Below are 20,711 nucleotides of genomic sequence, written 5' to 3'. Positions count from 1 at the left end.
TCGGCCGTCCCGCTTCCGTACGGGAGAAGCTCCGTACGGGAAAAGCACAGCGGCGCCATCGTGTTTCAGGTCCACGATGGCGCCGCTGTGTGGGGGAAGCACCTGAGCGATTTAAAACGACGGGGGAACCGCTCAGGCACTGCGGGGGGTGGCGGTGGTGGTGTCGGGCTCGACCAGCTGGTGATCCCGCTGGTCAAGATTGACGAAAATCATGCCGTACCGGATGGCACAGCGGACGGGCTGCGGAGCTCCACGGGGCCTGCGAAGGCACCGATACGCGCGGACGTCCTCATCCTCCTCACGCGCCACGACGATCGGCTCCCCGAAGAGGGTGACCATCAACGAGTCGCCACGGTGGGGGATTGCCGTGACGAGGTCGATGAAATGCCACCCCGATCGGTAGGCCGTAGCCATTTCACGCCGGAAGACCCGGTCGTCCGGTGGAACAGTCATGCGTCCGTGCGGGCCGGAGCGACACCCCAGGAAGGCTCACCAGGAGTAAGCGCCGCGTCTGCCGGTGCCACACCCCAGGAAGGCTCACCAGGAGTAAGCGCCGCGTCTGCAGCGACGAAACCCCAGGAGGGCTCACCGGGCGTTGCTGCCACAGCGTCCGCGGGAACGAAGCCCCACGAAGGTTCGCCGGGGGTTGCCGTCACAGCGCCGGCGGGAGAGCTACCCCAGGAGGGCTCGCCGGAAGCCACCGCACCGAGCGCGGCCGCCGCTATGGCAAGAGCACAAAGAGCACGAAGCGTCCTAGACATGGGTGATCTCCACCTCTTTTGATCATTCCTCCTCCCCCGCGCATAAGACGATGTCTCACTCCGAACGCTTGCACCAGCGACGGCAGGCATCATGTTCCTGTAATGCAGGAGCCTGAGGGGGTGCACATGTCATCGAAGGGGGGCGAAACGGGACACCCTCACGCAGACGGCGAGCTGTGCGAGGCGGGGAAGAATCTGTACATCACCGCTCTGCGGACCGGGCGAATAGCCCGGTCAGAGGCGGAGCCCACACCCTGTCTCTTCGATCTCGCCCTACTGCATCCGGATCCCGACGACGCTCAATGGCTCCGTCCGGTTCCGCCGACCACTGCGCTGACACAGCTGATACACCCCATCGAGCGGGAGATCCAAGAGCGCCGACGTCGAACTGTCGCTCTGACCGATGCTCTTGAGCCATTCATGGCGTTCAGTGCTCAGAACTCCACCGTCCCACAAGGGATCACCGTCCTCGAGGGTCTCAACCGCATCAACACAACCCTTGACCAGGTCACCGCAGACTGTTCGGAGGAGCTTCTCACGGTGCAGCCCGGCAGCGGGCGACAGCCGCACATCCTGGAGAAGGCGCTGCGCCGCGTCGAGCCGCTGATCGACCGCGGCGTACGGATGCGGACGCTCTACCAGCACACGGCCCGCCACCACCCGGCCACCCTGGCCTACATGGAGCAGGTCGGCCCGTCCGGCGTGGAGGTGCGCACGCTCGAGGAGATCATCGACCGGCTGATCATTGTCGACCGGAAAGTGGCGTTCATACCGGCAAGTAGCGACAGGCTCTCGGCACTTGAGCTACGGCACAAGGGAATCGTCGAGTATCTCGTCGGCGTCTTCGAGCAGTTCTGGCTGCACGGCATCCCGTGGGAGGAGCAGGTCTCCTACGGCCCACCGCTGGACGGCATCACAGGCGTCCAGCGCTCGATCGCCAAGCTGCTGGTCGAGGGCCATGTGGACGAGGCCATCGCCCGGCGGCTCGGCATGAACGTCCGTACCTGCCGTGCCCATATCGCCAAGCTGGGCTCCTCGCTGGGCAGCGGCAGCCGGACCCAACTCGGCTATCTCATCGCGCAGTCGGGGATCCTGGAGCACGAAGGCTGAGGCCCATGGCGGGGCAGCCGGCGAGAACGGCGGGATCCGTATGCCGCGGGGACGTGGGAGGACATGAGAAGGGACGTAAGAAGCTGGCGTCCCGTCTCATGTTTCACACGGCTGAGGGGCCGGAGAGCGACTCGCTCTCCGGCCCCTCAGCCGTACAACTCCGGTCCTACTCGTGACGCTTGGGCCGCCAGACCACCAGCGCGCTCGCCTGCTGCACATCCTGGTACGGCACCAGATCGCGCCGGTAGGAGGCATGCACCTGCGCCTCGCGCTGCTGCATCGCCGCCGCCGCGCCGTCCACGGCCGCCGACAGCTCGACAATCCGCTGCTGAAGCGCCGCGACCTGGTTCTCCAGTTCGATGATGCGCTTGATTCCGGCCAGGTTGATGCCCTCGTCCTGCGACAACTGCTGGACGGTGCGAAGCAGTTCGATATCGCGGGCGGAGTATCGCCGACCCCGGCCCGGCGTACGGTCCGGCGAGACCAGACCCAGCCGGTCGTACTGTCGCAGGGTCTGCGGATGCAGGCCCGAGAGCTGCGCGGCCACCGAGATCACGTACACCGGCGACTCGTCGGTCAGTTCGTAAGCCCTGCTGACAGCTGAATACTGTCGGCGACGTCCGTCCATTGCGTCATGCTCCCTTCGCGGCCTGGAACAGCTCGGCCCGCGGGTCCTCCTCCGCAGTGGCTTCGCGGTAGGCCTCCAGCGCTTCCTTCGCCTTGTCGCTCAGCTCCTTGGGTACCGCGACCTCAACGGTGACCAACAGGTCGCCGCGGGTGCCGTCCTTGCGGACCGCACCCTTGCCGCGGGCCCGCATAGTACGGCCGTTGGGCGTCCCGGCGGGCAGTTTCAGCGTGACCGGGGGACCGCCGAGGGTCGGTACCTTCACCTCGCCGCCGAGCGCCGCCTCCGTGTAGGTGACGGGCACGGTGATCGTGAGGTTGTCGCCCTTGCGGCCGAAGACGGAGTGGGCGCCGACATGCACGACGACGTACAGATCGCCGGCCGGGCCGCCTCGTTCGCCCGGCGCGCCCTTGCCGCGCAGCCGGATCCGCTGGCCGTCGGAGACACCCGCGGGGATACGGACCTGCATGGTGCGCGAGGAGCGGGCGCGCCCGCTGCCCTTGCAGACCTCGCAGGGGTCCTGCGCGATCAGGCCGCGGCCCTTGCAGTCCACGCACGGATCGGTGAGCGAGAAGGAGCCGCTGCCGCCGCGCGAGACCTGGCCGGTGCCGACACAGGTCGGGCACACCCGAGGCGTACCGTTTCTGTCGCCGGTGCCTGAACACGCCTTGCACGCCGCCGAACTGGACATCCGCAGCGGGACCGTGGCCCCGTCGACCGCTTCGGTGAAGCTGAGCGTCACCTCGGACTCGATGTCCTGGCCACGGCGCGGCTGGGTGCGCGTACCCGCGGCGCCGCCGGCGCCGCGGTTGAACAGGCCGCCGAACACATCGCCGAGACCGCCGCCGAAGCCTCCGGCGCCACCCTGCGTCCCGCCCTGCGTGCCTCCGAAGAGGTCGCCCAGGTCGAAGTTGAAGGTGCCGCCGGGGCCGCCGGGACCTGGCCTGAAGCCACCGTTGCCGAAGAGGGCGCGCGCCTCGTCGTACTCCTTGCGCCGCTTGGGGTCGCCGAGGATGTCGTTGGCCTCGGAGATCTCCTTGAAGCGCTCCTCGGCCTTGGCGTCGCCCTTGTTGGCGTCCGGGTGGAACTCGCGGGCGAGCTTCCGGTACGCCTTCTTGATCTCGGCCTCGGTGGCGTCCTTCGGGACGCCGAGAACCTTGTAGTAGTCCTTCTCGACGAAGTCCTTCGTGCTCATCGACGTCCCTCCTCTCGGCCTGTCATTGCGTCAGCCCTCTTCCGGGCCACCGCTCTCCTCGTCGGTTGCCGTCTCGTCCTTCGGAGCCGCGCCCGGCTGGGGCTCCGCCACCGCGACCCGCGCGGGGCGGACGGTCCGCTCGCCGATGCGATACCCCGGCTGCAGGACCGCGACGCACGTGGTCTCTGCGACATCCGGTGCGTACGAGTGCATCAGGGCTTCGTGGATCGTCGGGTCGAAGGGCTCGCCCTCCTTGCCGAACTGCTGCAGGCCCATCTTGGCGGCGGCCGTCTCAAGAGATTCGGCAACCGACTTGAACCCGCCCACCAGCTCCCCGTGATCACGGGCGCGGCCGATGTCGTCGAGTACGGGCAGGAGCTCGGTCAGGAGGGTCGCCGTGGCGATCTCCTTGACCGTGATCCTGTCGCGCTCCACGCGACGGCGGTAGTTCTGGTACTCGGCCTGGAGCCGCTGGAGGTCTGCCGTGCGCTCGTTGAGCGCCGTGCGGACCTGGTCCAGCTGTGCTGTCAGGCCGACGATCATTGCTGCGTCCCCTGCCGGGGCCGCCGGGCCCTCCTTCTCGGAGGACTCGGCGGATTCGGCGGCGTCGTCAGGTGTGGCGCCGGAGGGGACGTCGGGCTTCTCGTCGAAGCCCGGAGTCTCCTCCGTCACGCGGCACCACCCTTCGCGTCCTTCTCGTCGTCCACGATCTCGGCGTCGACGACATCGTCCTCAGCCTTGGCCTGCTCGCCGGCGGGGGCGTCGGCACCGGCAGCGGCACCGCCCTCGGGCGTGGCGTTGGCGTACATCGCCTGGCCGAGCTTCTGGCTGACCGCGGCGACCTTCTCGGTGGCGGTACGGATCTCGGCCGTGTCCTCGCCCTTGAGCTTCTCCTTCAGCTCGGTGAGCGCGGTCTCGACCTCGGTCTTCACATCGCCGGGAACCTTGTCCTCGTTGTCCTTGAGGAACTTCTCGGTCTGGTAGACGAGCTGCTCGCCCTGGTTACGGCTCTCGGCGGCCTCGCGGCGACGGTGGTCCTCGTCCGCGTACTGCTCGGCCTCCTGGCGCATCCGGTCGACCTCGTCCTTCGGCAGCGAGGAGCCGCCGGTGACGGTCATCTTCTGCTCCTTGCCCGTGCCCAGGTCCTTCGCGGTCACGTGCATGATGCCGTTGGCGTCGATGTCGAAGGCGACCTCGATCTGCGGGACGCCGCGCGGGGCCGGCGGCAGACCGGTCAGCTCGAACATCCCGAGCTTCTTGTTGTACGCCGCGATCTCGCGCTCGCCCTGGTAGACCTGGATCTGCACGGACGGCTGGTTGTCCTCGGCCGTCGTGAAGATCTCGGACCGCTTGGTCGGGATCGTGGTGTTGCGCTCGATGAGCTTGGTCATGATGCCGCCCTTGGTCTCGATACCGAGGGACAGCGGGGTCACGTCGAGGAGCAGGACGTCCTTGACCTCACCCTTGAGGACACCGGCCTGGAGCGCGGCGCCGATGGCGACGACCTCGTCCGGGTTGACGCCCTTGTTGGCGTCCTGGCCGCCGGTGAGCTCCTTGACGAGCTCGGCGACGGCGGGCATCCGGGTCGAGCCGCCGACCAGGACCACGTGGTCGATCTCGGACAGCTGGATGCCGGCGTCCTTGATGACGTTGTGGAACGGGGTCTTGCAGCGCTCGAGCAGGTCCGCGGTGAGCTGCTGGAACTGAGCCCGGGTGAGCTTCTCGTCCAGGTGCAGCGGACCCTCGGCGGAGGCCGTGATGTACGGCAGGTTGATGTTCGTCTCGGTCGAGGACGACAGCTCGATCTTCGCCTTCTCCGCGGCCTCGCGGAGACGCTGGAGAGCCATCTTGTCCTTGGACAGGTCGACGCCGTGACCGTTGGCGAACTGCTTCACCAGGTAGTCGACGACGCGCTGGTCCCAGTCGTCACCACCGAGGTGGTTGTCACCGTTGGTGGCCTTCACCTCGACGACGCCGTCGCCGATCTCCAGCAGCGAGACGTCGAAGGTGCCGCCACCGAGGTCGAAGACCAGAATCGTCTGGTCGTCCTTGTCGAGGCCGTAGGCCAGGGCTGCCGCCGTCGGCTCGTTGACGATACGCAGGACGTTCAGGCCCGCGATCTCACCGGCCTCCTTGGTCGCCTGACGCTCGGAGTCGTTGAAGTACGCCGGTACGGTGATGACCGCGTCGGTGACCTTCTCGCCGAGGTAGGACTCCGCGTCGCGCTTCAGCTTCTGCAGAATGAAGGCGCTCATCTGCTGCGGGTTGAAGTGCTTCCCGTCGAGCTCGATCTTCCAGTCGGTGCCCATGTGGCGCTTGACCGACCGGATGGTCCTGTCGACGTTGGTGACCGCCTGACGCTTCGCAACCTCGCCGACCAGCACCTCACCGTTCTTCGCGAAGGCGACGACGGACGGCGTGGTCCTGGCACCCTCGGCGTTGGTGATGACGGTGGGCTCTCCGCCCTCCAGAACGCTGACGACGGAGTTAGTCGTGCCCAGGTCGATGCCGACCGCACGTGCCATTTCGATTCCTCCAGCTGACTTGAGTGGATCTGGCTCAAGGATGCATGAACGGCTCGATCGAGTCAACAGACCTGAGTCGAGCCCACTCAACTTTTATCCGGCCCTTACGAGCACCCTTGCCCACCCTTGTGGCCAAGTCCTGCACCCACCCTGCACCCAGGGGTCCGTGCGGGGGTCCGCGCGCGTGGCGGACCGGCTCACAAAGCGCCCATCTGCGAAAGTCGTAGCCGCAAAAACGATCAATAACTGTCAATCGTGATGAAGGGCGTGTATCCATGCCTGCAAAGCGAGCCGTCGACCTGACGGGCAGTCTGATCCTGCTGCTGCTCCTGTCCCCGCTACTGCTCGCGGTCGCCGCGGCGGTCGCGCTCACCTCTCCGGGGCCCGTCCTGGCCCGCCAGAACCGGACCGGCCTCGGCGGTCGCACCTTTGCGATGCTGACGTTCCGCACACGGCGGGCCGGCACCCGCTGCAGCACACCCGTCGGACGGCCGCTGCGCGACCATTTCCTCGACGAACTGCCCCAGCTGATCAATGTGGTGCGCGGCGAGATGTCCCTCGTCGGCCCACGGCCGTTGCCACCGGAGAGGTCCGAGCCCGCCACCGGAGCGGGCCGCGCCCGTCTCGGCGTACGCCCCGGCATCACGGGCCTCTGGCAGATCAGCGGGCGCTCCGAACTCCCCTGGGAGGAGATGGCCGTGCTCGATCTGCACTACATGGAGGAGTATTGGCTGGGACTGGACCTGCTGATCCTGGCCCGGACCCTCCCGGCCGTCTTCGCCGGGCGCCCCCCGGTCCGTCCCCGCCAGGGCCGCCCGGTCAGGCTTGCCTGAGCGACACAGATCACCGCGTGCGCGGCTACAGTGCGGCGGAATAAGTAGGTAATCTCAGCACGGACTGAATAAGTTACCGCTTAGTAGAAGTCGCCGAATCCCACCCTCGCAGGCCCGAGGAGCCCCCAAATGCAACTCGCCGCGATCATCGTGTCGCTGGTCCTGACCGTGGTCGGCGTTGCGCTCATCGCCAGAGCCGTCGCGCAGATCTACCGGTTCGTCAGGCTCGGCCAGGCCGTGCCCGCGGGCAGCCGTACCGACAATCCCAAGCAGCGCACGATCACCCTGGTCAAGGAGTTCCTCGGCCACACCCGGATGAACCGGTGGGGGATCGTGGGCTTCGCCCACTGGTTCGTCGCGATCGGCTTCCTCACCCTGCCGCCGACGCTGGCGCAGGCATACGGACAGCTCTTCCAGGCGGACTGGACGCTGCCGGTCATCGGCGGCTTCCTGCCGTTCGAGATGTACATCGAGTTCATCGGCCTGATGACGGTCGTCGGCATTGTCGTGCTGATGGCCATCCGGCTGCTGAACCTGCCGTCCCGGGCCGGCCGCAAGTCGCGCTTCGCGGGCTCCAAGGCCTGGCAGGCGTACTTCGTCGAGTACGTCATCCTCACCATCGGTCTCGCGATCCTCGCCCTGCGCGGGCTCGAAGGCGCGATCCACCATGTCGAGGGCTACGAGGCCGCCTACTTCGTCTCGTATCCGCTGGTCCTCGCCTTCAAGGGGCTCAGCCTCGCGACGCTCCAGAACCTCATCTACTTCACCGCGATGATCAAGATCGGCACCTCGCTGATCTGGATGATCACGGTCTCGCTCAACACCAACATGGGTGTCGCCTGGCACCGCTTCCTCGGCTTCCCGAACATCTGGTTCAAGCGGAACGCCGACGGCTCGACCGCGCTCGGCGCGCTCCTGCCGATGGCGAGCGGCGGCAAGGAGATCGACTTCGAGGACCCGGGCGAGGACGACGTCTTCGGCGTCTCCCAGGTCGAGCAGTTCTCCTGGAAGGGCATCCTCGACTTCTCCACGTGTACCGAGTGCGGCCGCTGCCAGTCGCAGTGCCCCGCCTGGAACACCGGAAAGCCGCTCTCGCCGAAGCTCCTGATCATGTCGCTGCGCGACCACGCGCACGCCAAGGCCCCGTATCTGCTGGCCGGCGGCGGCAAGACGATGGAGGGCGAGGAGAAGGCTTCGGCCGAGCAGCTCAAGGATGTGCCGGCGGCGGCCCTCGCCGAGGCCGAGCGCCCGCTGATCGGGACGCTCGAGGAGAACGGCGTCATCGACCCGGACGTGCTGTGGTCCTGCACCACCTGCGGTGCGTGTGTCGAGCAGTGCCCGGTCGACATCGAGCACATCGACCACATCGTCGACATGCGCCGCTACCAGGTGATGATCGAGTCCGCGTTCCCGTCCGAGGCGGGCACGATGCTCAAGAACCTGGAGAAGAAGGGCAACCCCTGGGGTCTTGCCAAGAAGCAGCGTGTCGAGTGGACCAAGGAGGTCGACTTCGAGGTCCCGATCGTCGGCAAGGACGTCGAGGACCTGTCCGAAGTCGACTACTTGTACTGGGTCGGCTGCGCGGGCGCCCTCGAGGACCGGGCGAAGAAGACCACCAAGGCCTTCGCCGAGCTGCTGCACATCGCGGGCGTGAAGTTCGCGATCATGGGCGGCGACGAGAAGTGCACGGGTGACTCGGCCCGGCGCCTGGGCAACGAGCCGCTGTTCCAGCAGCTCGGCCAGGAGAACGTGGCCATGCTGAACATGGCGTACGGCGAAGACGACGAGGACCCCTCGACGAAGAAGCCCAAGTCGTCGAAGAAGATCGTCGCGACCTGCCCGCACTGCTTCAACACGATCGCGAACGAGTACCCGCAGCTGGGCGGCGAGTTCGAGGTCATCCACCACACGCAGCTGCTCCAGCACCTCATCGACGAGGGCAAGCTGATTCCGGTGACGCCGGTCGAGGGTCTGATCACGTACCACGACCCCTGCTACCTGGGCCGTCACAACAAGGTCTACACGCCGCCGCGCGAGATCATGTCCGCCGTCCCCGGCCTGCGCCAGCAGGAGATGCACCGCCACAAGGAGCGCGGCTTCTGCTGCGGCGCCGGTGGTGCCCGGATGTGGATGGAGGAGCGGATCGGCAAGCGCATCAACACCGAGCGTGTGGACGAGGCCCTTTCGCTGAACCCGGACATCGTCTCCACCGCCTGCCCGTTCTGCCTGGTCATGCTCACGGACTCGGTGAACGGCAAGAAGAACGACGGCAAGGCCAAGGAATCGCTCCAGGTCGTGGACGTGGCGCAGCTGCTCCTCGACTCGGTGCGTACGCCTCCGGCCGACCCGACTGCCGCCGAGGAGTCGGAGGACGCGCCGGAGCCCGAGCCGGTGAAGTAGTCCCTGCGTAGCACGGGAGCGGCCGGATCTGCATCGGGGGCAGAACCGGCCGCTCTCTTGTGTGCGTACGCGCGTGTCCGCGGGCCGCTCGACACCGCCCCCAGGGTGGTCCGGTGTCTGGTTTATCGTGTCTGTTGCCCTTTGCGCTGCGTTCCGCGACCGCCCCACTACCCACCGCATAACCATTGGCCTGCGATCACGACGGATCCATTGCCCTGCCGCGACGGCCGAACGAGCATCGTGGGGCGACTGAGCACAGAACAGACGGACGGGGTGGGTCGTGCGGATACGAACGGCGGCAGCAGCGGCGATGGGCGCCGCCTGCGCCTGCGCAGTGCTGCTGGCGGGCTGCACGAGCAACCCCGAGCCCGACCGGCCGGCAGCCGCCAAGAACGGCGACACCGCCCCGCTCGCCGGCCGGGCCGCCACCCCGCGCCTCCCCGTCCCCCACGGCGCGGGCAGCCGCGTCCCCGAGGACTTCAATGGCGACGGCCACCGCGATCTCGTACTGAACGACCTGGTGAAGGCTCCCGACGACAGCCACGGCGACGACGCGGGCATCGGAATCGTCTACGGCACCGCCGCCCTGCGCCGGCTCGACCCCGCCCGACGCCAGATCCTCACCCCGCGCGCCAACGCCGCGCCGGTCGACGGCACTCTCCCCGCCGCCTTCGACGCCGAGGCCTCCTGCGACCTCGACAAGGACGGCTTCGCGGACCTGATCGTCGCCACGGACCCGCCGTACAACGGCATCGGCCGCCCACCCGTACCGCTCCAGCTCCTCTTCGGCTCCCCCACCGGCCTCGGCGGCAAGGCGGTCGTCCTCCGCATCCCCGACCAGGCGAGATACGGCAACGACTGGCCCGACCACCCCGTCTGCGGCGACTTCGACGGCGACGGCAGCACCGACCTGGCGGTCACCGCCTCCGCGGGCCACGTCAGCTTCCTGCGCGGCCCCTTCACCCGCGCCGGCGCCCCGCGCGCCGCCACAGCGCCTGTCCCGGGCGGCGGCCCGGCGCTCTCCGCACCGGCACCCGAGCCGGACACCAATGACGACGGCTACGACGACCTGGTGGTGTCGGCCCGCGCCCCCGAGCCGGGCGCGGCGGCCATAGGGGAGCTGCTGCTCGGCAGCCCCGACGGACCCGGCCGCGCCGGCGGCACGTACCGCACCAAGCCGGTACAGCTGCCGCCCGGCCCCGCGCTCCCGTCCGGCGAGACAAGCCCGGCGACCAACGTCCTCGAGTACGCGGACTTCGACGGCGACAAGCGCCCGGACCTGGTGACACGTACGCACCGCGGCGAACACGCGGACGTCGTGGCGCTGTACCCGGCGGCGGAGCGGACGCGCGCGCTGCTCACCTTCAGTACGTCGGTCTTCCTGCCCTGACCTGACCTGACCGCCTGCCGGGCGGCTGCCCCTACGCCCGCCGAATGCCCGGCTGAGCGCAGTACCGCAGACCCCCCGGGGTTCCCCTAGGGGATGTCACAGCTCAGCAGCAAAGGACCGCTTGTTCCCCTGGGTCGAGCACCTCACTCTCCGGGACCAGGTACGTTCGAATACGTGGCTGGATTCAGGATCGGACGCGGCCGGGACAACCGCACCTCGCAGCAGCAGCAACCGCAGCAGGCACCGCCGCCGCCCTACCGGGGCGGGGGCGGCCGTGCGGCGCCGCCGTATGCGCAGCAGCAGCAACCGCCGCAGTGGCCCCGGGCCGGCGGCGGTCATCATCAGCAGCAGCCTCAGGGCCCGTACGGCGAACCGGAGTACTTCGGCGACCCGTACCAGCAGCCCCCGCACGGTGACCCGTACGCCAACAACCCTGGCCACACCCAGGCGTTCAGCGTCAACGAGGACCCGTACGGCGACGGCGCGACCTACCGCGCGGGCGCGGCCGCTGCCGCCCCGTCCGGCCCGCGTCTGCACTGGAAGCAGCTGCTGAGCGGCATCGTGCTGCGCCCCGGACCGACGTTCTGGCAGATGCGCGACTACCCGGTGTGGGGCCCGGCGCTGATCGTGACGTTCCTCTACGGACTGCTCGCGCTCTTCGGCTTCGACAAGGCCCGCGAGGAGACGATCAACGCGACGATCTCCGCGGCCATCCCGTACGTACTGACGACGGCGGTCGCATTCGTCATCGGCGGCCTGATCCTGGGCGCGGTGACCCACACCATGGCCCGCCAGCTCGGCGGCGACGGCGCCTGGCAGCCGACGGTCGGCCTCTCCATGCTGATCATGTCGATCACGGACGCCCCGCGCCTGATCTTCGCCCTCTTTCTGGGCGGCGAGAACTCCCTGGTCCAGGTCCTGGGCTGGGCGACATGGGTGGCGGCGGGAGCGCTGTTCACATCGATGGTGAGCAAGTCGCACGATCTGCCGTGGCCGAAGGCGCTGGGCGCGTCGGCGATCCAGCTGATCGCACTGCTGTCGATCATCAAGCTGGGCACGATCTAAGACTTTCTACGGACGCACAGAGGCCCCCGGAGCCATCCGGGGGCCGTTCTCCATACTTCAGTTCTGCCGCGACTCCGGGGCCGGCGGCTCAACCGGCGCCGGTGTGGTCCTGGTTGTGCTGGTCCTTGTGCTGGTCCTGGTTGAGCTGGTCCTGGTTGGGCTGGTCCTTCTGTTGGTCCTTCGGCTGGTCCTTGTGCTGGTCCTTCGGCTGGTCCTTGTGCTGGTCCTGGTTGGGCTGGTCCTTCTGTTGGTCCTTCGGCTCGTCCTTCGGCTGATCCTGGTTGGGCTGATCCTTGTGCGGGTCCTGGTTGGGCTCGTCCTGGTTGGGCTGGTCCTTGTGCTGATCCTGGTTGGGCTGATCCTTGTGCTGGTCCTGGTTGGGCTGGTCCTTCTGTTGGTCCTTCGGCTCGTCCTTCGGGTGGCCCTTGGGCTCGTCCTGGTTCGGCTGGTCCTTCGGCTCGTCCTTCTTGCTGTCCTTGTCCTTCTGCTCGCCCTTCTCCGGGTACTCCTCTTCCTTGTTCTGGTGCTTCTCTGTCGATTCAGGAGGGGGCAGGACAGGGAACGGCGTTCCGGCAGGCCGGCCCTTCGGGGCGGGAACCCTTGCGTCGCTCTTGCCCAGGAGGTCGCCGCTCGGACGCTGGAACCAGCCCTTGCGCTCCTGGTCGAACATCATCACGGTCTTCATGGGCTTGTTGGCGGGTGTGACCGCAACGAGGTGGGAGGGCTGGAACGACGACCACTGCCTGCCGGTGTATTTCTGCTTGTTCTCGCCGGCGACGGGCGGAGTCAGGGGGTTGCCGCAGGCGCAGCGGACGCGTGGAACGCCGCGGTCGTCGACGAGGACGGCCGTGCCGGCCTGCAGGATGGCCTGATAGCTGGTCGCCGCGCCGTTCCTGTACCCGTGGTTCGTGACGCGTGTGTCCCAGACCAGCCGAGTCGGCGTCAGGGACCCCAGGTACTGGGGGATTTCGGGCTGCCGGATGTTGAGGGCTCCGGCGAAGGCCTGCCCTTTGTCGCCGTTCTGCGTGAGGAACTTGACCTGCTTCTCGACGTCACAGCTCGCGACGTTCTCCGTACCGCCGTACAGCCCCGGGTGGGAACCATTGACGACGAGGGTGCCTGTGCCGCCTTCCGATGACGTACCGGGGCTTGCGGACGAGGCTGCGGCATCCTTGTCCTGGGTGACGGTCGACGGGGTGAACGGATCAGAGCCGGCCGCGGAGGCGGTCTGGAGGAAGACCTCCCCACCGCCCTTTTTCCCGCCGGGGAGGGCGACCGTGAGGGACACCGCCATCGCGGCACCCACCACCACAGTGCCGGCACCCAGCAAAGTTCTCCGCGTCCGCCACCGGGGCGACAGTCCTCCGCGGCGCCGATGAGGCTCATCGGGTTCGCCGGGCGGACCCGTGGACCCCGGTGGGGGCGGTGGCGCGGGTGGGGGCGGGGGTACCGGCGACTGCTCACCTGAGGGCTGGCCGGACAGCGGACCGGAGGGAGGGCCGGTGGGGCGCTCGGACGAAGGAGGTAGGGAACTCACGGCACTCTCCTCAACCGCATAGATGTCGCGGAATGGGAAATTCTTCTCGTTCGCCTCCCTAAGGCCAATGTCGCTCCATGTCCGGGAGGCGCTGATCATGCACCGGCTTTGTCAAAGCCCGCCTCTTGAGTAAGCCCCGAGCTTTGCCATCCCGACACGTCACTGCTTTTCGGGACTTGACAGAGAACGGCGTTCCCATATGGGAAAGAGCCCGCTGGTCCCGGGCTCTTGACGTCGCCGTGGAGCAACGCGCCACCTTGATGGTGTCCATTGCCGCGTGCCATGGCACCCAGGTGGCGCCTCGAGCACAGCCGGATGACCCGGCGCCTGCCTCAACCGGACGCAACCGGGTGGTAGCCGAGGTCAAGCCTCCTCAGCGCCGAGCCAGGGCACGCAAGAATGACGGCACATCTCAGCCGCAGGTCAGAGGGCTTCCTTCGACGGAGTGACCGGCTCCCCAGACTTACGTACTACAGGCAAGACGCTCCAGGGGAAGTTGATCCACTCATCGGTGCGCTTCCAGACGTACTCGCACTTCACCAGCGAATGCGGCTTCTCGTAGATGACGGCGCTGCGCACCTCGGCGACCTGGTCGACGCAGAAGTCGTACACGAGCTTCAGCGTCTTACCGGTGTCGGCGACGTCGTCGGCGATAAGGACCTTCTTGTTCGAGAAATCAATGGCGTTCGGGACGGGCGCGAGCATGACCGGCATCTCGAGAGTGGTGCCGACCCCCGTGTAGAACTCCACATTCACCAGGTGGATGTTCTTGCAGTCGAGCGCGTACGCCAGTCCCCCGGCGACGAACACGCCACCCCTGGCGATACTGAGGACAATGTCGGGCTCGTACCCGTCGTCGGCGATGGCCTGAGCAAGCTCACGGATCGCCCCGCCGAACTTCTCGTACGTCAGGTTCTCCCGTGCCTCACTCATCGCTCACACCTGCGTCCGGTGGAAGTTCATGTACGACCGCGACGCCGTGGGCCCACGCTGCCCCTGGTAACGGGACCCGTAACGCTCGCTCCCGTAAGGGAATTCGGCCGGCGAGCTCAGCCGGAACATGCACAGCTGACCGATCTTCATGCCCGGCCAGAGCTTGATGGGCAGCGTCGCGAGATTCGACAGCTCGAGCGTGACGTGCCCGGAGAAGCCGGGGTCGATGAACCCTGCGGTTGAGTGCGTGACCAGCCCCAGCCGCCCGAGGCTGGACTTCCCCTCCAGCCGCGAGGCGAGGTCGTCCGGCAGCGAGATGACCTCGTAGGTCGAGGCAAGGACAAACTCACCGGGGTGCAGGATGAACGGCTCATCCCCCTCCGGCTCGACCTTCCTGGTCAGATCCGTCTGCTCGACAGCAGGATCAATATGCGGATAGCGGTGGTTCTCGAACACCCGGAAGTAGCGGTCGAGCCGCACATCGATGCTCGAGGGCTGCACCATGAATTCGTCGTACGGGTCGATACGCACCCGTCCGGCGTCGATCTCGGCCCGGATGTCCTTGTCTGAGAGAAGCACGCACCGAGGATACGCAGAGCGCGCGGGCCCACCCCAATCGGGACAGCCCCCGCGCCCACTCCGACCGCCGCTTCCCCACGGCTTCCCTACGGCTACCGGCTACCGCTTGGCCGACCGCTCCGACTCCACAGGCACGACGCTGCGAAGCCGCGCACAACGCGGGCACCGGATGAGCCGCCCGGGCCCGATCCGATCGGCGCCGAGCTGCTGCATCGGGAACGAAGCGGTACTGAAGACGTGCCCCTCGGCACAGCGGACGACGGTGCGCTCCCTCAAGTCCATCGGGTCCCCTTTCCCAACAAAATGCGGACGAACGACCACATTAGGGGATGAACGGGACGCGCCCGCATGCGGCACTCCGACGGCACTCCGCACGCAACGGTACGCCTCAACTCCCGTACGCGGCAGCCGCATCCGGGTCGGCGACATCGACTGCATCCGCCCCCTGGACAGGGCAAAGACCCCGCGGCTAAAAACACCGGGGGCCAGCGATGGGGTACAGTGTGCGACGATGCGGTCGCCGGTCGACGGCCCGCCGCGCGGGTGTAGTTTAATGGTAGAACATGAGCTTCCCAAGCTCAGAGCGCGGGTTCGATTCCCGTCACCCGCTCCACGCAAAAGCCCCAGGCCAAGAGCCCGGGGCTTCTTTGTTGTCTAGACCACGCTAAGCGTCTCGTGCCAGATCCGTGCCAGATGCCTGATCGTCCGCGTCCTTCCGCTGCGCCCGGACCAGCTGGTCGAGCCCTGCAGCGACCTCCTTCTGCCGCTCCAGATCCGAGTGCTGATAGATCAGCGCGGCACGCTCCGTGGACTGCCCGGCCCGCACCATCGTGTCCTTGAGCGTCGCCCCGGATCGGGTCGTCAGCGTGTGCCCTGTGTGACGAAGATCGTAGAAGCGGAAGCCGTCTGGGAGCCCTACGACAGCGCGAGCCTTGCGCCACTTCCGCCCGAAGGTGGACCGACGTAACGGCTTGCCCTTCTCCCCCACGAACAGCAGTCCGTCCGGACCTCTTTCGGCGTACCAGTCGAGATGCCGCCGCAGCTCGACTCGCAGAAAGGCCGGCAGGGCAACGAGCCGCTTGCCCGCCTCGGACTTGGTCGGCCCCTCCGCCCGCTTGCCGGTGGTGAGCTCGGGCGCTGCCTGACGGACGCGAACCGTCAAGTTGTCGAGGTCCACATCCTTTCGGCGGAGCTCCGCCTGTTCCTCCGGTCGAAGCGGCCCGTACGCGCCGAGGTAGACCATCAGCCGCCAGCGCGGCCCGAGCGCCTCAGCGAGCGCGTCGACCTGGTCGACGGAGGCGACCGGCCGTTCGTCCGCGGACTCCTTTCCGGCTCCCCGGATCCGGCAAGGGTTCCGGCGGATCAGCTCATCCTCGAAGGCCGTCTCCAAGATGGCTTTGAGAAGTCGATAGCTCTTGGCGACCGTGGTCTCGGCACCTGTGGAGTCGAGACGTTCCGACCGCCAGCTCCGCACACCCGGCGCGGCGATCTCGTCGAGGTCCAGGGCTCCGAAGGTGGGCATGATGTGCAGCCGCAGCAACCGCCGATACAGCTCATCCGTCGTCGGCGCCAACCGACGCTCCTTGACCCAGCGGAGGGCGTAATCCCTGAAGTTGATCGCGCCCGCGTCTGGGTCCTGCCAATCCCCTCGGCGGATCTCGGTCTGCTTCTCAGCGAGCCAGTCGTCAGCGTCGCGGGCAGTCTCGAAGGTCTCGGATGCCGGCCGCATGACGCCGTCCGGGCCTGGATAGCGGGCCTGATAGCGCCCGGACGGCAGCTTTCGAACCGCGCCAAAGGTGCGACGCCTCCCTTTGCTGTTGGCCATCAGGCAGCCCTCCCGTAGCGGGAACGGCGGCGGCGGACCGGTTCGATGGTGTTGGCGTCGATGAAGGCCGCCAGCGCGCTCTCCGGGATGCGGACATGCCGACCGACCTTGACGAAGGTCACGCGCCGTTCGGCAATCAAGCGCCGGGGGAAGCGCTCGCTCGTGCCGAGCCGCTCGGCAGCCTGCGCGACGGTCAGAAGCCGCTCAGCCATGGGTGGGTTCTCCTTCCGTACCGAGGGCGGGGGCGAGCGAGGCGGATAGCCACTCCTCGCCGCGGGTCAGGCCGAATCCGGCGAACGCCCAGTGGGCCACGACGTAGGTCGTCTCCTCGTCCTGGTCGACCTCGACCGAACAGAACTCCTCGGGCAGAGTCGCGAGCGCTTGGGCGCGCCGCCACTCCGCTCGGGCATTACGCAGCGCGCCGAGGGTCGTCGAGTAGCGGCGCGTCTTGGTCGAGAAGTGGCCGCGGAAGCCGAGCATGTGGGCCCAGGCCCTCAGCCGCAGCTCAGCCAGGTCCTTGCGCGCGCCGAGCAGCCAGGCCGTGCGGATCATCTGCCGGGCGTGGTCCGTGATGCGCGCATGGGCGAGCTCGGCAAGGAACTTGATCGGCCGGTCCAGGGTCCCGGTCGCTGCCTCAGCGCCTTTGGTGGCGTACTTGGCGATGTAAGAGGCCACGGCGCGTTCCGTCAGTTCAGCCGGGCCCTCGAAGTCAGCCGAGCGGATCGGGCGTACGTCGAGCTGCCGACCAAACCTGAATGCGTGGGGCCGACCGTCGACCACGGGCCCGCTGACGGCCGCATGGCGAGCGGCGGCGCGGATCGCGTCGGTCAGCAGCTCAGCCGTTGCCCAGGTCGGAGGAGAGCTGTAGCTACCCTCCGGGCCGTCGAGGCGGATCACCGCGTGGAAGTGGACCGCGCCGCGCTTCTGGTACTCGGCCACCTTGGCGAAGGAGACTCGGGCGGCTTTCGGGAAGTCGCGCTGGGTGAGCCCGGCGCGCTTGGCGATCTCTCTGCGCAGATAGATGGAGAAGCGCCGCCAGAGCATCCCCGCGTGGGCATTCCACAGCACTGCGGCCTCGTAGTCGTACGTTGCCGGGTCGAGCGGCACGCCGAGTCCGTCGTCGTCCTGGTCGTGCAGGAGGCCGCACCGGCAGGGCCGTATCGTTCCGTGCCCGCCGGTCGGCCGGTTGTGGACGGGCCCGAACCCGGGCGCGGTGAAGGTGGCGAACCCGAGGTGATCAGGTGCGCGGTCGGGGCAGGCGGAGTGTCAGGCATTTTCGGGCGGAGCAGCACAGCGTTCTCCTCATCACTTGTTGGTGCCGTTGACGACGTCGACTCCGGAGCGCGTGCCGGACTCGATCGCCGGGGCGAGGAAGGTCTGAGAGAGCCAGAAGCCGAAGAGTGCGATCACGACGGCCACCCACAGGCGGACGCCGAGGAACTTGATCGCGGCCCAGGCGATGACGCCGAGGACGAAGACAAGGGGCAGACTCACGGTCACGGGAGGCTCCTCAGCGGACGGAACAGCGGTGAGTACGGGCAGCCAGCTCGGCGGCGGCGCGACTGTCGAAGTCGGTGGAGAAGCCGCAGCGAGGAGCCGTGCAGGCGGCGGCGTGCTTCTCGCGGCCCCGGCCGTCGTAGTACGTGCCGACCTGGACCGGGCCGACGCGGATCACGCGTCGGAAACGCGGCTGTGCGGGCATGAGTGGGTCCCTTCCTGGGTGAGTTGGGAGGTGTGGTCGATGAGCCAGCGGCGGATCTCCGCGGCCTCCTGCTCGTCGGCGCTGATGATCACCGGCTCTGCCAGGAGCACGGCTTCAACGAAGTGGTTCTGGCGGGTCAGTTCGGCCGCGCGCTTGAGCGTGCGGAGCGTGGACGGACGCAACGGCATTTCCTTGTCGGTCAGGTGAGTTCGGCGGCGATGGCCTCGGCAAGCGGCATCGGGACACCGAGCCGTGCGCGAAGGGTGGCGGTGTCGATCAGCGATCCCGTGCGGGTGCGGTGTTCCGCCGCGACCTTCCGGGCGTGGTCGACGAGAGCGGCCGGGAGCTGGCCAGGCGCGCGGGGTTCTTCGGGAGTCGCGGGCAGCGCGGGCGCATCCAGCTCGTCAGCGGGCAGTGGGGCCGGTTCGTCGACGGCTTCCGTACACTCGTTGGCCCCGTGGGCGAGCAGCGTGCCGCCGAGGAAAGCGACCGCCGGCCAACCCGCCACGGTGATGCGGAGCCAGGCCGGAACGTTGTCGACGTCGAGCAGTCCCGCGGTGGCCACGTTCGCTCCGAGGCTCGCGGCGATGGCCACCAGGAACCACGACCAGCCGGCGGCCCTGGAACCCCCCGACCGCAGCCGCTTCCAGGCAGCGACCATCAGCAGATCGACGCTGACCGGATAGGCCCACGCCTTCCAACCGTCCTCGCCAGCTGCCACGGCCAGGTCATGAAGGTGCGCGAACGAGAGCGCGGCGGCGATGACCGCCTGGATCAGGACGGCGTCGACACGGACGGGCAGCGCACGCACGGCAGGACCTCCGGTTTCGGGCATGGCGGGGTAGGGACTCGGCGCGATGCGGTCACGCCGGCCGAGGGATTGAGCGCGCTCAGTCCGCCGGACTCAGCTCGGCCGAGGCGTACGGCCGGAAGGCCTCCAACGCCGGTATGTGCGGGGCGAGATGGGCCGAGTCACGGCAGGTCGCCGCGGCACCGGCGAGGGAGAGGTACGGCGTGCGAATGCGGGACCAGCCGCCTGACGAGTCACCGACGACCGCCAGCCCAGGCACTTCGGGGGCGATGGCGGACGCGACGTACACCGCCTCAGGAGCGATGTCGCCGAGCGCCATCTTGGCCGACGCCTCGTCGTTCACCCGGTGGCACACGCGGCCTGTGAGCTGGGCCCGGAGCATGGTCGCCCCCTTGCCCAGTTCGGCCCCGAAGCGCTGCCCGCAGACCTCCAGATAGATGCCCGCGGCCCGTCCGAGCTGAGCGAGACGGATCAACTGAGTGACCATCCCGTCGCGCCGTTCCTCGTCCTTGCGTGTGGCGACGAGGAAGAGTTCCGCGACCTCGTCGACGAAGAGCACGATCGGGGCGGGTCGTTCGTCGTACGGCAGGCCCCATATATCGGAGGTGATCTCCTCGTTCGGGACGCCGGGCGCGATGCTCTGCCGGGCCCGGATGAGGTCGTACCGGTCCTCCATCTCCTGTACGAGTACGGGCAGCAGCTCGGCGGCCTCATCGGGGTCCGTGGCCAGGGCCGAGAGCCGAGGCGCGAAGGGAGCGAGCTCCACACCGCGCTTGCAGTCGATGCCGACGAGCGCCACGGGCTGAGCCGCCAGCGCCGCCAGCAGGTTGCGAAGGAACATGGACTTCCCCGAGAGCGTGGCTCCGAGGACCAGTTGGTGAGGGATGGCCCGGTAGTCGCGTACGAACGGCGTCGCGTCCTCCCGCAGTGCCACGGGTACGGCGAGAAGGCTCCTCTCCACCCGACGCGGCATCTTCACGTCCCGCAGCACGTCGAAGCCTACGAGCAGCAGCTCGACGACGCCCGGCTTGACGCTCCGGACGTGCACGGCGTGTACGCCCCAGGCGTGCCTGAGCCGTTCGCACGAGGCAGCCACGTCGGCCGGCTCCTGTCCGGGGGCGAGGCGGAGCCGTACCCGGAGCCCCGTCGCGGTCGGGCGAACCAGGCCGCGACGGGGAGGGACTGGGCATACCTCGCGACGAGTGGTCGCCCTGACTGCAAGCGCCCGCAGACGGGACGGCGGAACCGTGAGCCCGCACGCATCCATGGTGGAGCCATATGAGACCAGCAGCCGGGCGGTCGAGAGGGGCAGGCCGACCATGGACCAGTAGACCGTGGGGTGAGCCTTGCGGGCGTAGGCCGCCCCACCAACGGCGGTAAGTGCTCCCCCGAGTTCGGCGAGCGTCACCAGGTCAGCCAC

Annotated in this window: 21 protein-coding genes, 1 tRNA gene and 1 pseudogene; 6 read left to right on the top strand and 17 right to left on the bottom strand. The window is 68.1% G+C overall.

Annotated features, from left to right (window positions below; genetic code table 11):
- Positions 1-132 precede the first annotated feature (132 nt).
- Complete coding sequence (locus AB0D12_RS06765) at positions 133-453, bottom strand: (2Fe-2S)-binding protein (protein ID WP_142214562.1); 321 nt, start codon at positions 451-453, stop codon at positions 133-135.
- 434 nt (positions 454-887) lie between these two features.
- Here AB0D12_RS06765 and AB0D12_RS06760 point away from each other — a divergent pair, with 434 nt between their 5' ends.
- Positions 888-1,871, top strand: coding sequence for a helix-turn-helix transcriptional regulator (locus AB0D12_RS06760; protein WP_362677775.1), 984 nt, complete (start codon positions 888-890; stop codon positions 1,869-1,871).
- A 166-nt stretch (positions 1,872-2,037) separates the two neighbouring features.
- Here the strand turns inward: AB0D12_RS06760 and AB0D12_RS06755 are convergent, their stop codons facing one another.
- The 4 genes from AB0D12_RS06755 to dnaK are packed head-to-tail and all read right to left on the bottom strand — an operon-like array spanning position 2,038 to position 6,216.
- The gene (locus AB0D12_RS06755) at positions 2,038-2,499 is read right to left on the bottom strand and encodes a helix-turn-helix transcriptional regulator (RefSeq protein ID WP_362677773.1); all 462 of its coding nucleotides are present in this window, start codon (positions 2,497-2,499) and stop codon (positions 2,038-2,040) included.
- Positions 2,500-2,503: 4 nt separating this feature from the next.
- Positions 2,504-3,691, bottom strand: coding sequence for a molecular chaperone DnaJ (dnaJ, locus tag AB0D12_RS06750; RefSeq protein ID WP_327325019.1), 1,188 nt, complete (start codon positions 3,689-3,691; stop codon positions 2,504-2,506).
- Positions 3,692-3,721: 30 nt separating this feature from the next.
- Positions 3,722-4,363 (bottom strand): nucleotide exchange factor GrpE, encoded by a 642-nt coding sequence (gene grpE, locus AB0D12_RS06745; RefSeq protein ID WP_362677771.1) that lies wholly within the window; start codon positions 4,361-4,363, stop codon positions 3,722-3,724.
- On the bottom strand, positions 4,360-6,216 hold the full coding sequence (gene dnaK, locus AB0D12_RS06740; protein WP_362677769.1) for a molecular chaperone DnaK: 1,857 nt from the start codon (positions 6,214-6,216) through the stop codon (positions 4,360-4,362). Before dnaK ends, grpE begins: the two co-directional genes overlap by 4 nt.
- 275 nt (positions 6,217-6,491) lie before the next feature.
- Here dnaK and AB0D12_RS06735 point away from each other — a divergent pair, with 275 nt between their 5' ends.
- The 4 genes from AB0D12_RS06735 to AB0D12_RS06720 all read left to right on the top strand — a co-directional run bounded on the left by AB0D12_RS06735 (position 6,492) and on the right by AB0D12_RS06720 (position 11,904).
- Positions 6,492-7,049 carry a sugar transferase gene (locus AB0D12_RS06735; RefSeq protein WP_362677767.1) on the top strand — a complete coding sequence of 186 codons (558 nt, stop codon included), beginning with the start codon at positions 6,492-6,494 and terminating at the stop codon, positions 7,047-7,049.
- A 129-nt stretch (positions 7,050-7,178) separates the two neighbouring features.
- Positions 7,179-9,449 (top strand): (Fe-S)-binding protein, encoded by a 2,271-nt coding sequence (locus AB0D12_RS06730; protein ID WP_362677765.1) that lies wholly within the window; start codon positions 7,179-7,181, stop codon positions 9,447-9,449.
- A 280-nt stretch (positions 9,450-9,729) separates the two neighbouring features.
- On the top strand, positions 9,730-10,839 hold the full coding sequence (locus AB0D12_RS06725) for a VCBS repeat-containing protein (protein ID WP_362677763.1): 1,110 nt from the start codon (positions 9,730-9,732) through the stop codon (positions 10,837-10,839).
- Positions 10,840-11,013: 174 nt separating this feature from the next.
- Positions 11,014-11,904 carry a Yip1 family protein gene (locus AB0D12_RS06720; RefSeq protein ID WP_362677761.1) on the top strand — a complete coding sequence of 297 codons (891 nt, stop codon included), beginning with the start codon at positions 11,014-11,016 and terminating at the stop codon, positions 11,902-11,904.
- Positions 11,905-11,992: 88 nt separating this feature from the next.
- Here AB0D12_RS06720 and AB0D12_RS06715 read toward each other — a convergent pair whose 3' ends face one another.
- The 4 genes from AB0D12_RS06715 to AB0D12_RS06700 all read right to left on the bottom strand — a co-directional run bounded on the left by AB0D12_RS06715 (position 11,993) and on the right by AB0D12_RS06700 (position 15,235).
- Positions 11,993-13,198, bottom strand: a complete 1,206-nt coding sequence (locus AB0D12_RS06715; RefSeq protein WP_362677759.1) for a DUF6777 domain-containing protein — start codon at positions 13,196-13,198, stop codon at positions 11,993-11,995.
- 666 nt (positions 13,199-13,864) lie between these two features.
- Positions 13,865-14,374: a phosphoribosyltransferase gene (locus AB0D12_RS06710; RefSeq protein WP_362677757.1), complete on the bottom strand. Its 510-nt coding sequence runs from the start codon at positions 14,372-14,374 to the stop codon at positions 13,865-13,867.
- 3 nt (positions 14,375-14,377) lie between these two features.
- Positions 14,378-14,953: a dCTP deaminase gene (gene dcd / locus AB0D12_RS06705; RefSeq protein ID WP_362677755.1), complete on the bottom strand. Its 576-nt coding sequence runs from the start codon at positions 14,951-14,953 to the stop codon at positions 14,378-14,380.
- Positions 14,954-15,052: 99 nt separating this feature from the next.
- Positions 15,053-15,235: a hypothetical protein gene (locus AB0D12_RS06700; protein WP_362677753.1), complete on the bottom strand. Its 183-nt coding sequence runs from the start codon at positions 15,233-15,235 to the stop codon at positions 15,053-15,055.
- 257 nt (positions 15,236-15,492) lie between these two features.
- Here AB0D12_RS06700 and AB0D12_RS06695 point away from each other — a divergent pair.
- A tRNA-Gly gene (locus AB0D12_RS06695) sits at positions 15,493-15,566 on the top strand.
- A gap of 51 nt (positions 15,567-15,617) precedes the next feature.
- On the opposite strand, the gene AB0D12_RS06690 is transcribed toward AB0D12_RS06695, so the two are convergent.
- The 8 genes and pseudogenes from AB0D12_RS06690 to AB0D12_RS06655 all read right to left on the bottom strand — a co-directional run bounded on the left by AB0D12_RS06690 (position 15,618) and on the right by AB0D12_RS06655 (position 20,711).
- Positions 15,618-16,778, bottom strand: coding sequence for a tyrosine-type recombinase/integrase (locus tag AB0D12_RS06690; protein WP_362677751.1), 1,161 nt, complete (start codon positions 16,776-16,778; stop codon positions 15,618-15,620).
- Entirely contained in the window at positions 16,778-16,990 is a 213-nt protein-coding gene (locus AB0D12_RS06685) for an excisionase family DNA-binding protein (RefSeq protein WP_362677749.1), read from the bottom strand. Before AB0D12_RS06685 ends, AB0D12_RS06690 begins: the two co-directional genes overlap by 1 nt.
- A pseudogene (locus tag AB0D12_RS06680) lies at positions 16,983-18,005 on the bottom strand (replication initiator); the annotation flags it as partial. The gene AB0D12_RS06685 and the pseudogene AB0D12_RS06680, both read right to left, overlap by 8 nt.
- A gap of 78 nt (positions 18,006-18,083) precedes the next feature.
- Positions 18,084-18,278 (bottom strand): hypothetical protein, encoded by a 195-nt coding sequence (locus AB0D12_RS06675; RefSeq protein WP_362677747.1) that lies wholly within the window; start codon positions 18,276-18,278, stop codon positions 18,084-18,086.
- A 10-nt stretch (positions 18,279-18,288) separates the two neighbouring features.
- Entirely contained in the window at positions 18,289-18,480 is a 192-nt protein-coding gene (locus AB0D12_RS06670) for a mobile element transfer protein (RefSeq protein ID WP_362677745.1), read from the bottom strand.
- A complete protein-coding gene (locus AB0D12_RS06665; protein ID WP_362677743.1) occupies positions 18,450-18,662 on the bottom strand; it encodes a hypothetical protein in 213 nt (70 codons plus the stop codon). The genes AB0D12_RS06670 and AB0D12_RS06665 overlap by 31 nt, the downstream gene beginning before the upstream one ends.
- Positions 18,663-18,679: 17 nt before the next feature.
- Complete coding sequence (locus tag AB0D12_RS06660; protein ID WP_362677741.1) at positions 18,680-19,291, bottom strand: DUF2637 domain-containing protein; 612 nt, start codon at positions 19,289-19,291, stop codon at positions 18,680-18,682.
- A gap of 79 nt (positions 19,292-19,370) precedes the next feature.
- Positions 19,371-20,711 carry an FtsK/SpoIIIE domain-containing protein gene (locus AB0D12_RS06655; RefSeq protein WP_362677739.1) on the bottom strand — a complete coding sequence of 447 codons (1,341 nt, stop codon included), beginning with the start codon at positions 20,709-20,711 and terminating at the stop codon, positions 19,371-19,373.

The sequence above is a fragment of the Streptomyces sp. NPDC048479 genome (assembly GCF_040651435.1).
Taxonomy (GTDB): Bacteria; Actinomycetota; Actinomycetes; order Streptomycetales; family Streptomycetaceae; genus Streptomyces.
This window is presented reverse-complemented; position numbering and strand designations above follow the sequence as displayed.

Bases quoted from the DNA above. Each gene is read 5' to 3' on its own strand.
- AB0D12_RS06760 (WP_362677775.1), top strand. From the start codon at position 888: ATGTCATCGAAGGGGGGCGAAACGGGACACCCTCACGCAGACGGCGAG.
- AB0D12_RS06715 (WP_362677759.1), bottom strand. From the start codon at position 13,198: ATGGCGGTGTCCCTCACGGTCGCCCTCCCCGGCGGGAAAAAGGGCGGT.
- dnaK (WP_362677769.1), bottom strand. From the start codon at position 6,216: ATGGCACGTGCGGTCGGCATCGACCTGGGCACGACTAACTCCGTCGTC.
- AB0D12_RS06730 (WP_362677765.1), top strand. From the start codon at position 7,179: ATGCAACTCGCCGCGATCATCGTGTCGCTGGTCCTGACCGTGGTCGGC.
- dnaJ (WP_327325019.1), bottom strand. From the start codon at position 3,691: ATGAGCACGAAGGACTTCGTCGAGAAGGACTACTACAAGGTTCTCGGC.
- AB0D12_RS06690 (WP_362677751.1), bottom strand. From the start codon at position 16,778: ATGGCCAACAGCAAAGGGAGGCGTCGCACCTTTGGCGCGGTTCGAAAG.
- AB0D12_RS06735 (WP_362677767.1), top strand. From the start codon at position 6,492: ATGCCTGCAAAGCGAGCCGTCGACCTGACGGGCAGTCTGATCCTGCTG.
- AB0D12_RS06765 (WP_142214562.1), bottom strand. From the start codon at position 453: ATGACTGTTCCACCGGACGACCGGGTCTTCCGGCGTGAAATGGCTACG.
- AB0D12_RS06710 (WP_362677757.1), bottom strand. From the start codon at position 14,374: ATGAGTGAGGCACGGGAGAACCTGACGTACGAGAAGTTCGGCGGGGCG.
- AB0D12_RS06685 (WP_362677749.1), bottom strand. From the start codon at position 16,990: ATGGCTGAGCGGCTTCTGACCGTCGCGCAGGCTGCCGAGCGGCTCGGC.
- AB0D12_RS06700 (WP_362677753.1), bottom strand. From the start codon at position 15,235: ATGGACTTGAGGGAGCGCACCGTCGTCCGCTGTGCCGAGGGGCACGTC.
- AB0D12_RS06670 (WP_362677745.1), bottom strand. From the start codon at position 18,480: ATGCCCGCACAGCCGCGTTTCCGACGCGTGATCCGCGTCGGCCCGGTC.
- AB0D12_RS06755 (WP_362677773.1), bottom strand. From the start codon at position 2,499: ATGGACGGACGTCGCCGACAGTATTCAGCTGTCAGCAGGGCTTACGAA.